Below are 12,194 nucleotides of genomic sequence, written 5' to 3'. Positions count from 1 at the left end.
ACATTTTTTGTCTGATAAGGGTAAATATACTTTATTGTTTTTCAATTGTCAACCTTTTGTGTTATCAAGTTGACAATTAGTGCAAAAAAATTCCTGTTGCTTCATCCGCATTCAAAAGCTCAGTCTAATGTACATCTTCAAGCTTTTCGCCACACTTTGGACAGAACTCAAATTCTTCATCAGTAGTGAAACCGCACCTGCCGCATCGCCTGGAAGCCTTGTACCCTCCTCGCACCCAGATCAGATCGTCTTCCGAAATCTCGATCTTTTCACCTCTGGCTATCCTCTGCCCAAGCTCTTTTGGAAGTTCATAAACTACGTTGCAGCATTTGCTCCTCACGAAATATCTTTTATTCCATTTGAACAGCGGTATGAAAAAAAGGCTTAAAACCATGTAGTGCATAAACACTTCATAACGCCCATATTTGCCGCAGCGGCTGCATATGACCATCTGTGAAAAATCCAGTTTTTTCTCGTCACTGTTCATTCCCATAATAAAAAACATTCTTCCGCCCATCCTTTCATCAGAAATCACTTTTTCTTACAATTATAAAACAAATCGTAACTATTCAGGACTACGTCCTTCATAGTCACATATGCTGCAAAAAAGACCTGGCACCATGAAAACTTCACGGTACCAGGTACGTTTATTGTTTATTTTTTATTGTCCGTAATATGCGTTTGCTCCGTGCTTTCTCAGGAAGTGCTTGTCAAGGAGAACCTGCGGAGTCGGTTTCACTCCAGGATTGAGCATTTCAGTCCTGAAAGCCATCTTTGCAACTTCTTCCAGTACAACAGCATTATGTACTGCTTCAGCCGCATCTTTTCCCCATGTGAAAGGTCCATGGTTTGTACATAAAACACCCGGGACAAACATTGGGTTCTTTCCTTCGAAAGTCTCGATGATTACAAGGCCGGTATTCTTTTCATATTCTCCCTGGATTTCTTCAGGCGTAAGGCTTCTTGCGCATGGGATTTCACCGTAGAAATAATCTGCATGGGTCGTTCCATAGCATGGGATGCCTTTTCCAGCCTGAGCCCATGTAGTTGCCCATGGCGAATGTGTATGTACAACTCCACCCATTTCCGGATATGCTTTGTATAACTCTATATGAGTGGCTGTATCTGATGATGGTTTGTATTTCCCTTCAATCCTGTTTCCTTCCAGATCCATAACCACCATGTCTTCAGCTTTCAGGTCATCATAATCGACACCGCTCGGCTTAATTACAAAATATCCTGTTTCCCGGTCAATCGCGCTTACGTTTCCCCAGGTATATGTAATAAGTTTACGTTTTGGAAGCTCCATATTCGCTTCATACACGAGTTGTTTCAATTGTTCTAACATATTTTTCCTCCCTGACTAAAAATTTTATCCAAAGTTGCGGATGTTTATATAACAATTCACCGAAGCTAAAGTTGTACAATACATCTGGCTGCAGCATTGCACAAGTTGTACTTACAAGTGAACTTGTCATTGGTATTATAACACATTTTTTTTCAATAATATAGTTCTATTTAACTTATTTTGTAACCATTCAGGACTACGTCCCGCATTTATGTTCCTTGCAGCAGCTGTTCACCCTGTGAGTTACTCCTCACCTGCTTAGTAGACCTGTTCTATCTTCTCTCTGAGAAAATCATTGGCAAATTTCAAATCCTTTTCCCATTCTGGTGATCCGATATACCAGAATTCTCCGACGAACATCCTGATCCCCAGTTCCTTGAGCAGTTTGAGATGTTTTACATAATCAGTGTGTCCCGTTCCAAAAGGAATTTCCCTGTAATGTCCCGGAATCGTTTCCTTGAGGTGCGTCGCAACGATATGTCCCCTGCCTGTCGCGATATCGTCATTCACGCTCTTTCCGTAAATCAGGCTTGCATTCGTGAGGTTCCCGATATCCGGATATACCCCTAAATAAGGGCTGTCCATTTTATTGACATAATGCATCGCCTTTTCAACTGTATCCATAAACGGAGTTTCCATCGTCTCGAATCCCATCATAACGCCCTTTTGGGCAGCCATATCACAGGCTTTTTTCAGGTTCTCTTCGAACAGGGCTCTTGTATCCTCAGCCCCTTCCTCATAATATACATCATAGCCTGCAAGCTGTATGATACGTATCCCAAGATCTGCAGCAAGCCCAACCGCTTTCTCCATAATCTCAAGGCCTCTGGTCCTTACAGCCTCGTCACGGCTTCCCAGCGGATATTTCCGGTGCCCGCTCAGGCACATCGTATAGATGGGGATGCCCGTTTCCTGAATCGCCTTCTTCAGTTCATATCGTTCCTCCCCTGTCCATTCGAGCCTTGCCAGTTTCTCATCCGTTTCGTCAATGCTGATCTCAACGTAGTCAAAGCCGGCCTGCTTTGCACTCTGCAGTTTTTCCTTCCAGGTCAGCTGTCCGGGCATAGATTTTTCATATAGTCCCAAAGTATATTTTTTCATGCTTCCTCCTAAATGATTGGCCGGCCTGATACCTTAACAGGCCCTGCCAGTTTTCCAGAATCTTAAAAATATCGTTGCTCTAATGCTCATAGGTTTATGTTGTCACAATCCGATCATTTTGTCAATCTAGTTTTGCATTTTTTTGTTTGTTTTTGTTGCTTTTACGATTGTTTAAATGATTGTTTTATTTCACTAATCATTTATATGTTTATTTTTATGTTCATTTAAACATTTTATTCATTTAAACGATTGTTTTATGGCGCTTTTCTGTTTTGTGATTTTTCGTATTTTTGGCACGTTTTTCCCGCCTATTTATATTAAGGTTAGCTTGTCAAAAGGCGGCCTCCGCAATAAACTGCAGAGGCCGCCTTCTGGTGCCGTGAAAAATTCTTCTTTTTTATTGTTATGCAGTCATGACGGCCGCTTCCGCTGTACTGCTACTCCATGTACAAGGTAATCCTGCCCTCTTCCAGAGTCTTCTTTATATCGATTACCCTCTGGTTGCTGCTACCTCTGAATCTGAGGCTGAGATCCTTCTTATCCTGCTCAAACCTGCCGTCTACCAGGACATCTATATATTCGAAGATCTCAGATTCTCTTTCCGCAAGCTCTTCGAAGCAGTACCCTGAGTATACCCATATGCTTTTTTCGGGATATTCCGATTTCAGCCTTTTAGCCAGTCTGGTCACGCATTCGCAGTTAGCCGGATGAAGGGGCTCTCCGCCAAGGATCGTGGCACCTGCTATATGGGGCTTTCCGGTCAGTTCGACAAACTGCTTTTCGATACTTTCGTCCCAGAGCCTGCCTCCCTCAAAGTCCCATGTATCTGTGTTGAAGCAGCCTTTGCACTGGAACGTGCAGCCCTGCACAAACAGGGATGTCCTGATTCCTTTTCCGTTTGCAACGTCACATTTTCTGATCTGGGCATATCTCATCTTAAGCTTCCTCGTATACTCTGTTGTCCAGATGGACATATCTTTCCCCGATTTCCTGCGTTCTTCCCTTATTCCAGAAATTATCTCCGAGATATCCGCAAGTTCTTCTGCAGACATTCATCCTATTGCGTTTCTTATTTCCGCAGTTCGGGCAGAACCATTCATAATTATCATCAAGAAGGATTTCTCCTGTGTATCCGCAATCCTGGCAGTAATCTGATTTTGTATTGATTTCTGCATACTGAATGGTGTTGTACATATAATCGATTAGTTCCGAAAGGGCATCAAGGTTGGAATTCAGGTTTGTAACCTCAACATAGCTGATTGCACCGCCCGATGATATTTTCTGGAACTGTGCTTCGAATCCCAGCTTGTCAAAGGCATCTATGTTTTCCCTGACATTTACATGATAGGAATTAGTGAGGTAATCTTTGTCCGTAATCCCTTCGACGATACCGAATTTTCTCTTCAGTGCTCTTGCGAAGGTATAGGTCGTCGATTCTGCCGGTGTTCCGTAGAGGCCAAATCCGAGGCCTGTCTGTTCCTTCCAGGTTTCACATGCTGTCCTCAGTTTATTCATGATTGCAACTGCGAGCTCTTCGCCCTTTTCGCTTGTATGGGTTTCACCAAGCATTGCAAGCACGCATTCGTAGAGGCCAATATACCCTAGCGAAATGGTTGAAAAGCCGTCCATCAGAAGCTTATCGATTTTTTCCCCCTTTTTCAGACGGGCAAGGGCTCCATACTGCCAGTGGATCGGCGAAATGTCTGATGTGGTGCCTTTCAGGCTTTCATGCCTTAACATGAGGGCATCTTTGCAAAGATCCAGTCGTTTATCAAGGATATCCCAGAACTGATTCATGTCTTGCTGGGCTGTAAGGCCGACATCAGCAAGATTGAGGGTAACAACGCCCTGGTTGAATCTTCCGTACCACTTGTATTTTCCGTCTTCATCCTTCCATGGCGACAGGAAGCTTCTGCATCCCATGCAGGGGAACACTTCACCGTCATAATTCTGACGCATGATTTTCGCTGAGATGAAGTCCGGCATCATGCGCCTTGCAACGCATTTGACAGCCAGATCTGTAAGGTATCTGTATTCGCTGTCCTGAGGCATGTTGTTGTCATCGAGCACGTATAATAATTTCGGGAAGGAAGGTGTTACATAGACTCCCACTTCGTTCTTCATTCCGAAATATCTCTGGTTGAGCATCTCTTCGATCAGCAGGGCTGTTTCTTTGACATACTCTGGTTCTTCAAGCAGATACATGAAGATCGATAAAAATGGAGCCTGTCCGTTTGTTGTAGAGAACGTGTTGATCTGGTACTGTATTGTCTGGATTCCTGCAATGATTTCCTCGCGAAGACGTTTCTCTGCGATTATGCTGACCTCTTCTTCCGCATACGCCCTTCCGACAAGAATTCCCTCTTCGGCAACGTTTCTCCTGTGTTTGTGAAGGCTTACCCTTACATACGGCGCCAGATGGGAAAGTGCTATTGTCTGCCCGCCATACTGACCGTTCGCCACCTGTTGGACGATCTGGGTAGCAACCGTACATGCAGTCTGGAATGATTTCGGCGTTTCAATCAGTTTTTTATTGATGACTGTTCCTTTTTCAAATATGTCTTTCAGATTGACAAGGTCACAGTTATGCATTTTCTGTATAAAATAATCCATATCATGGAAATGTATGATTCCATCATCATGGGCCTGCACGATTTTAGTAGGAAGCTTCGTCCTGCGGCAGTAATCCTTTGAAAATTCTCCAGCAATCAGATCCCTCTGCGTAGCCAGGACATAAGCATCCTTGTTTGAATTTTCATCGATTGCTTCCTTATTCTCGCCTGTGACAATCCCGTAGATTTCTTTATCTATGGTATTGCTCATACGCTGGAATTCCCTTACCTTCCGGTATCCTTCGTATGATTTGGCAGTCAGAAGCTGGTTCTTGCTGATCAGCTTTGCGAAAACCATATCCTCGATGCTGTAAATGCTTACCTGCTCGCGCATACCGCTTTCGTTCTGAATCTCATTTGCCACTTCCTCTGCGCATTTTTCATCTATGATTCCGCTTCCGTATTTCATAGCTTTCAATATGGCACTCTTTATTTTCGAGCTGTCAAACTCCACAAGATTTCCATTTCTTTTTAAGACCTTCATTTCATCTGCACTTCCTTTGCTTCGTATTATTATGTCTGGCATCTCTCTTTCAGATCCGCCTGTTATATCCACTTGAAATATCCTTATCTAGTGCTTCGCTGCCCGATTGACACTATATCTTGTGTTGCCGTTTCTTCAGGCGCAATATATAGTGTACCTTCCTTTGCCTAAGAATACAAGTTAAAACTTCTATCTTTTTCAAATTCGTCACTTTGCACATGTTTGTCCTTTTGCCATAAATCAATTTTTCTTTGCCTGGGATGCAATTACCTGCAAAACCGGAAAAACCTCCATCAACGGAAAAAAATGACGTTGAAGAAGGTTTTTTTAATCATGATTTCTCTTTATTCATTCGACCGGAGCATTTAATGTATCGCACGTTTCTTATGCTTTCCACCCATCACCTCATAGACATCGCTGATTGTCAGGAATGCCTGCGGATCTTTTTCATGGATAATTGCTTTCAGCTTTGCTACTTCCAGACGGGTAATGACTGAATACAGGATTACTTTTTTGTCCTTCGAAAATCCGCCCCTGCCCTCCATATAGGTAACACCCCTTCCGAGTCTCGCCATAATCGCGTCTGCAATCTCATCAGGGTGATCCGATATGATAATAGCCGCCTTGTCCTCATCAAGGCCTTCAATCGTTATATCGATTGTCTTAAAAGCGATGAAATAGGCAAGGAAGGAATACATCGCCCTGTCCCAGCCGAAAACGAGACCTGCACTGCTTAATATGAACAGATTAAAGAACATGACGATTTCTCCAACAGAGAAAGGGATTTTCTTACTCACGACTATGGCTACCATCTCTGTACCGTCAAGGGAGCCGCTGCTTCTTATGATAAGCCCGACTCCGATTCCAAGTATCAGTCCCCCGAACACAGCTGCGAGAAGCACATCATTTGTAACAACCGCTCTGTGATGGAAAAGAAAAGTCAGGAGCGACAGCGATATAATTGAAAAAAGAGAGGAAAAAACAAAAGTCTTGCCTATCTGCTTATATCCAAAAACAAGAAACGGCAGGTTCAGGACAACCACAAAAATGCCCAGCGGCCATTTCGTCAGATGGCTGGAAATGATAGAAATACCGATGATTCCTCCATCGATTATATTGTTTGGGACAAGGAATACTTCCAAACCAAGGGCCGCAAATATTGATCCTATGAATAGAAAAATATACCTCTAGACTTCTCTTTTTAAATCTGTCTTATGCTCCATCCATTCTCTCCCCATTTATGCTTCCTTGTTCCAACTTCCTGTATTGTGCGATTATTATACACCCGAAGCTGTGAAATCACAATAACCTGAAACTATTCCTTGCAAAACCGAATGACTGAACAGTCACGATAACTTCATGCAATCCGTTCACCGGTCCTTTTTCCTGTTCACCCCGACGCATACGCCTCCTACTGCAAAGGGGATTACCGTAACCATTAATCTGTATACCACAAGTGCCAGGACAAGCGTTTCGGCATCCGCAATTCCAGCGTAAAAAATAACAAACGCAAATTCCATAGCCCCAATTCCTGATGGGACCAGCATGACAGTTGCCAACATAAACACAATGGAAGTCATCATCAGGGAGGTACTGATTTCCAACCCTTCTTTCGAAAACAGTACAATCCCCGGAATGATATACCAGCAGGTCATCTTGACAATATTGATTACAAATACATGCAGAAACCTCTGACGGTCTTTCAGCAGGGCAGCTGCCTCCTCCTGAAGTGCCAGGGTCTGCATCTCCCATACTCCTATTTTCTCAATCCATTTCGCCCTGGATCCTGCAACTCTTCCTGCTAATACAAATATCCTGTCGGATCCGCGTCTCCAGGTGCAAATCACCAGGATGGCTGCAATGTAAATTGCTGCTGCAAGAATGCCGGCCAGCAGATAATACCTGTATCCCCCAAGAAGTTCCGGATACCTTACATATATCAGAATACAGCCAGCTACACCATATAGAGATATGGCCATCCGCTGAATGGAATACTGTACCAGACTCATGCCGGTCCCTTTCGCAGCGGGTATTCCCTTCGTATTCAGGTAATATACCTGTGCGACCCCCGCCCCGCTTCCAAAGGTAAGTATCCTGTAAAAACTGCAGTACAGGGCACAGAATGTACCCTGCCTCCAGGTAAAATCTCTGTTGTACTTTCTTGCAAGGGTATGGATGATTCTCCCTTCCTCGACAAAGTAAAGGGCCGAAAACATTCCGCAGGCGGCTAAGACTTCAGGACGCACCCTCCTGAGTTCTTCATTTATATCCTGCAGCGTGCCCCGGTTCATGGCACAGGCAAGCAGCATGACAATTGCCAGGGCAAGCCATTTAAAGACAAGTCTGCTTTTCATTGGAAGCACCTCTACTCTCAAAAACGCATGGGTGGACAGGTCAGTTCTATATCTTTATTCTACGCTTTTTCAGCGCATTTTTCAATTATTTCGAACCTGCCGAAGGGCTTGGGCCGTTATCTCATTTCCTGCTGCCGGTCATCAATGTCCCAGGGATTTGTACAAAAATCAGCTGCAGCCTGACCGGAAAATTGTCAGGCTGCAGCCATATGATTTCACTCTTCTGTTATATTATTTTTTCCAGTTCATTCCGCTCTGTCCATTGCTTGTAACAACAGAGGATAATGTGAGTTCCGCTGTCTGTTCTCCGCAGATCAGATTATAAACATCATCCTTTTCAAGATCCGGCGTACTGATTACAACCGACTGGTACTGTTTTTCCGGTGTATAGGAAACCAGAATATTGCCAGCCGCATCAGTAAGCTTTACTTCTGTCCCGCCATCGCATGAAGAGGTCAGGTTGTATAAAACAGAGTACTGTGTTGATGTCTCCGAAAATCCCTGCGCCATTCCGGAGCTGCCAGCCACTACAAATGTTCCACCTGTGATTTCAGCACTCCCGTTATAATCCATGCCGGCGTTGTTATTGTCTGCTGGTCCGCTCACATATGTTGTTCCTCCCGACACATAAATCGATCCATTGGAATCTATTCCATCTCCCGAAGAATCGATGGTTGTGGTTCCTCCTGTGATCGAGATATAGCAGTTAGCGTCATTTCCCATTGCTCCGCCGCCAAAACCGCCGCGGCCTCCATGTGCCATCTGGCCGTCCTGTGCAGCCTCAGCATCTGAATCTGCTGTCCCTGTGCTTCCCGGCTTCATGTCTCTCTCCGGTATATCTCCTGACGGAATTTCTTTTGTCGGCATCGCTCCCTCCGCTGCCGTGCTTTCTGTCTTATCCTCTGCTGATGCTGTATCCCCCGGAGTTCCTGCTGCCGCAATCTGCGCTGCTGCCTTATCGCTGTCAGTGCTGCTGCCGCTGGTATCGCTTGCCGCATTAAGACCGTCATCTTCCGCAACGATATCGATTGTTCCGCCTTCAATCACGATAGCGGTTCCCTCGATGCCTTCACTGCATTTCGTTATGTTTATCCCGCCTCCGCAGATATACACATATCCTTTTGTCGTATCATCCCCATTCTTCGACTGTATGCCATTGCCTTCCAAAACGCTCAGGTTGAGTATTCCGTCTTTTATCTTAACGCAGTCCTTGCCGTTCAATGCATCCCTGACTGCAGTTATATTCATATTCCCGCCTGTTATGACAAGGTCGTCGTTCGATGCAATTCCATGCTGGTAATTGCCGTTTATATTCAGTGTGCCGCTTCCGTTGATTGTCAGGTCTTCCTTGCTGAAGATGACGCCATCGACGTTGTTTTCATCATCCAGTACATATTCTGCGCCGTCCTCAAGTGTATTTTCAGTCCCCTCCGCCACGGTAATGAATACCTTATCTGCTGCTTTGATATAAATTGCCGCATTGTCTGCGCATGTGATGGAAGCTCCATTCAGGACAATCCTTATTTTATCAGCATCCCCGGCATCAACGATTATCTGTCCGTCATCAAGGACTCCGCTGATCACATAAGTACCTTCACCGCTTATGATCAGGTTCCCGTCTGTGGCTTCTGCCCCTTCCCCGGCAACCTCGATATTTCTTCCATCAAGCACGACATGGGTAGCCGTGCTGTCTTCATACCCGACTTCCAGATCTCCTGCAGTAAACTCTTTATCGACTACTATTGCTGAACCTGTCGTACCCGATGCTGTTTCCGTTCCCGATACAGCCGTATCCGTGTTTCCAGCCTGGCCTGAGCCGCAGCTAGCCAGGACAGTAACGGATGCCATCACAGCCGCTATGTAACAGTTAAACTTTGTTCTCATTACATTACCTCACTTTCAGATATTTTAAATCCATTACAATTCTTCACTTCCATATGCAACCCTTCCGCATGATATTTCAAGATTTCCGTTCCTGCAGCGCAGGCCGTCAATAAAAGCCTTTTCCGCCGCTGCATTTTTCAATCTGATGCGGTACTCTAATTTGTAAAGGCTCCCCATGTTTGCTGTCTTCACTTTTACGAGTTCATGCTTTTTTGTGTATTCTTCAAACAGATCATCAAAAATCCCCGAATAATCAAGGCTTTCCGGAATTGTGACCTTTAATTCCTTTTCCTCACAATCAGACTCGCCAAATTTCGTGACATTGAACAGGATGCTTGCGCCGCCTATGATCACGACGAAGATCACCGCAGTTATCAGATATCCGGTTCCCGTCGCAAGGCCTACAGCCATAGCCATGAAGATACTGCTGATTTCCTTTGCGCTTCCCGGCACCGAGCGGAACCTGATCAGGCTGAAGGCGCCCATTACGGCAACTCCTGTACCGAGATTTCCGTTTACAAGCATGATGACGACCTGAACGATTGCCGGAAGCAGGGCAATCGTCATCACAAGCCCCTTGCTGCTGCTGTTATACCTGCTGTGTATCCATGCGATTACCGATCCGAGCACCAGCGAGCATACCATGCATACTAAAAAGGTTCCTATTGTAAATGTGTCCGTTAAAATTGTATTAAGCATATCTGATTTCTCCTCTTCTTATAACATTACTGTCTGTATTTGATTTTTCCAGCTTTTCCGACTCCTGATATCCCTTTCCGTATTTTGAAAATGATATCGGATATATTTCCAATTCATCAAGTATATGGGCCAGCCATAACGGCATTGCCCCCGGAATCTTGATTTCCATCAGTCTCTGCCCCTCTTCAAGCAGCGCATTTCCCCAGGCGCCTGACTCAAGGCTGAGCTGCTCCCTGCGCCACAGGATATTGCTGTCAAAGGTCACCCGCAGCTGTGGATCCTCGCTCCCGTACATCGCAATGCGGTTGTATGAAATATACATCGCCGGTACCAGGCCTTCATAATACCCCAGGACCCAGTCAATCTCCCTGGTAATCTGTGACGGCTTCTTTACCGGAATCCTGTCATACAGATAATGCTCCGCTTCGGACAGCTCCATATCCACACGCCTTTTATAGACGATGCCCTTATACTTCTTTTTCAGCTCAATGAACACCTTATCGCCTCTGGCCGGTGTTCCATAGCTTCTGAGCCTCAGTTTTTCCTTATAGACCGGCTTGTCCAGAGATGTCCGGATCAGCAGGCTTTCGGGTGTGTCGAAATAGATGTTGCATATGGTTACCTTGCCATAGTTATCTATATGAAGCCTGTTCTGCAGTTTCTGTCTCAGCATCCTGTATTTCTTTTCGCTTAGCAGATACTTCTTTTCATATCTTTTAAATGTCTCCTGATACTGGTTCATGGTAATACCTCCTTGTCTTTGCTTGTTGTTATCTCATAGATACATTCTACCGGCTTAACTTAAAATTTACTTTAAACCTTCTTTTTACTTTTGCATCACATCTCATTATTAAAACTTATGCAAACAGACAAATGCTGTTTTTTAGATGGGCTTTTGATACTCCACCCCTGACAGATCAAAAAAACGGGCAGAAGAGAGTTCTCAACTCCCTGCTGGCCGATTTCGGATTACCTAAGTCCAAAGCTATTCATAATATCATTAAATTCCTGTGAGTTGACAAAACCAAGGAGAATTTCCTCGCGGCTTACTTTGTTTTTCAATCTCTCCATATGGTAATCAAGCCCATCCTGGTCAGATTCTCTTCCCATAAAGGTTCTGTAAAGAACTTTTACATATTCAGAATCAGAAAGATTTTTGCTTTTGAATTCAGGTGAAGAAATGAAATTCTGCGCCGCCTGAACAGGATTTAAGTTACCGGCCATGATTTCCCCTGTAAAATAGTCCAGTCCTTCCACTTCTGCTGTTCTTCCCAGGGCTTTTGCATATAAGCGGTTGACAAACATCGTGAGGCTGGCGTTCTGGTTTCTTGGTTCGTTAAGCACATATGAGCCTGTAACGATTCCATAATGCTTACAGAGGCTTGCATATTCCGTGGATTCCACAAAACCTTTAAACACAAATTCCCTGGATACTCCGTTGTCCAGCATATTCAGCCAGTAGGTTTTTCCACCTGCATCTGCATTACGATCCATAAAAGTGTTATAAAGAACTTCAGTAAATTCGGGATTGCCCAGGTTACGTTCTTTGAATTCCGTACTGAATACAAATCCCTGTCCTACTTCTGCTCCGGTCCTCTCTCCTTTTACTAAAAGATCATAGGCGTTTGATAAACGCCGCAACCCATTGATTTTACTGGGTTTTATTGCTTCATTTATATAAATTTTCTCTCCGCAAGTGGTAAAATAGAGGT

General features: G+C 44.5%; 11 protein-coding genes. All 11 read right to left on the bottom strand.

The window, feature by feature from the left end; genetic code table 11:
• Positions 1-124: 124 nt before the first annotated feature.
• Positions 125-505 carry a zinc ribbon domain-containing protein gene (locus BJR36_RS08965; protein WP_091233019.1) on the bottom strand — a complete coding sequence of 127 codons (381 nt, stop codon included), beginning with the start codon at positions 503-505 and terminating at the stop codon, positions 125-127.
• A gap of 156 nt (positions 506-661) precedes the next feature.
• A complete protein-coding gene (araD, locus tag BJR36_RS08960; protein ID WP_091233016.1) occupies positions 662-1,348 on the bottom strand; it encodes an L-ribulose-5-phosphate 4-epimerase in 687 nt (228 codons plus the stop codon).
• Between the two features lie 258 nt (positions 1,349-1,606).
• Positions 1,607-2,449, bottom strand: coding sequence for an L-ribulose-5-phosphate 3-epimerase (locus BJR36_RS08955; protein WP_091233014.1), 843 nt, complete (start codon positions 2,447-2,449; stop codon positions 1,607-1,609).
• A gap of 437 nt (positions 2,450-2,886) precedes the next feature.
• Positions 2,887-3,384 (bottom strand): anaerobic ribonucleoside-triphosphate reductase activating protein, encoded by a 498-nt coding sequence (nrdG, locus tag BJR36_RS08950; RefSeq protein ID WP_091233012.1) that lies wholly within the window; start codon positions 3,382-3,384, stop codon positions 2,887-2,889.
• A 1-nt stretch (position 3,385) separates the two neighbouring features.
• Positions 3,386-5,545 carry an anaerobic ribonucleoside-triphosphate reductase gene (nrdD, locus tag BJR36_RS08945; RefSeq protein WP_091233292.1) on the bottom strand — a complete coding sequence of 720 codons (2,160 nt, stop codon included), beginning with the start codon at positions 5,543-5,545 and terminating at the stop codon, positions 3,386-3,388.
• A 365-nt stretch (positions 5,546-5,910) separates the two neighbouring features.
• Positions 5,911-6,726 carry a YitT family protein gene (locus tag BJR36_RS08940; protein ID WP_091233009.1) on the bottom strand — a complete coding sequence of 272 codons (816 nt, stop codon included), beginning with the start codon at positions 6,724-6,726 and terminating at the stop codon, positions 5,911-5,913.
• A 189-nt stretch (positions 6,727-6,915) separates the two neighbouring features.
• Complete coding sequence (locus BJR36_RS08935) at positions 6,916-7,899, bottom strand: lysylphosphatidylglycerol synthase transmembrane domain-containing protein (protein ID WP_091233006.1); 984 nt, start codon at positions 7,897-7,899, stop codon at positions 6,916-6,918.
• Positions 7,900-8,130: 231 nt separating this feature from the next.
• Positions 8,131-9,783, bottom strand: a complete 1,653-nt coding sequence (locus BJR36_RS08930) for a carbohydrate-binding domain-containing protein (RefSeq protein WP_091233003.1) — start codon at positions 9,781-9,783, stop codon at positions 8,131-8,133.
• Positions 9,784-9,816: 33 nt separating this feature from the next.
• Positions 9,817-10,482: a DUF4956 domain-containing protein gene (locus BJR36_RS08925; RefSeq protein ID WP_091233000.1), complete on the bottom strand. Its 666-nt coding sequence runs from the start codon at positions 10,480-10,482 to the stop codon at positions 9,817-9,819.
• Complete coding sequence (locus tag BJR36_RS08920) at positions 10,475-11,224, bottom strand: polyphosphate polymerase domain-containing protein (RefSeq protein WP_091232997.1); 750 nt, start codon at positions 11,222-11,224, stop codon at positions 10,475-10,477. Before BJR36_RS08920 ends, BJR36_RS08925 begins: the two co-directional genes overlap by 8 nt.
• A gap of 227 nt (positions 11,225-11,451) precedes the next feature.
• Positions 11,452-12,194: DUF4214 domain-containing protein (locus BJR36_RS08915; protein ID WP_139133532.1), on the bottom strand; the 743-nt coding region annotated here is incomplete at its 5' end.

The organism is Anaerobium acetethylicum (assembly GCF_900096945.1).
In the GTDB taxonomy this organism is placed as follows: Bacteria; Bacillota; Clostridia; order Lachnospirales; family Lachnospiraceae; genus Anaerobium; species Anaerobium acetethylicum.
The sequence above is the reverse complement of the archived record's forward strand: the minus strand, read 5'-3'. Positions and strand labels throughout refer to the sequence as shown.

Bases quoted from the DNA above. Each gene is read 5' to 3' on its own strand.
- BJR36_RS08955 (WP_091233014.1), bottom strand. From the start codon at position 2,449: ATGAAAAAATATACTTTGGGACTATATGAAAAATCTATGCCCGGACAG.
- BJR36_RS08935 (WP_091233006.1), bottom strand. From the start codon at position 7,899: ATGAAAAGCAGACTTGTCTTTAAATGGCTTGCCCTGGCAATTGTCATG.
- BJR36_RS08920 (WP_091232997.1), bottom strand. From the start codon at position 11,224: ATGAACCAGTATCAGGAGACATTTAAAAGATATGAAAAGAAGTATCTG.
- araD (WP_091233016.1), bottom strand. From the start codon at position 1,348: ATGTTAGAACAATTGAAACAACTCGTGTATGAAGCGAATATGGAGCTT.
- BJR36_RS08965 (WP_091233019.1), bottom strand. From the start codon at position 505: ATGTTTTTTATTATGGGAATGAACAGTGACGAGAAAAAACTGGATTTT.
- nrdG (WP_091233012.1), bottom strand. From the start codon at position 3,384: ATGAGATATGCCCAGATCAGAAAATGTGACGTTGCAAACGGAAAAGGA.
- BJR36_RS08925 (WP_091233000.1), bottom strand. From the start codon at position 10,482: ATGCTTAATACAATTTTAACGGACACATTTACAATAGGAACCTTTTTA.
- nrdD (WP_091233292.1), bottom strand. From the start codon at position 5,545: ATGAAGGTCTTAAAAAGAAATGGAAATCTTGTGGAGTTTGACAGCTCG.
- BJR36_RS08930 (WP_091233003.1), bottom strand. From the start codon at position 9,783: ATGAGAACAAAGTTTAACTGTTACATAGCGGCTGTGATGGCATCCGTT.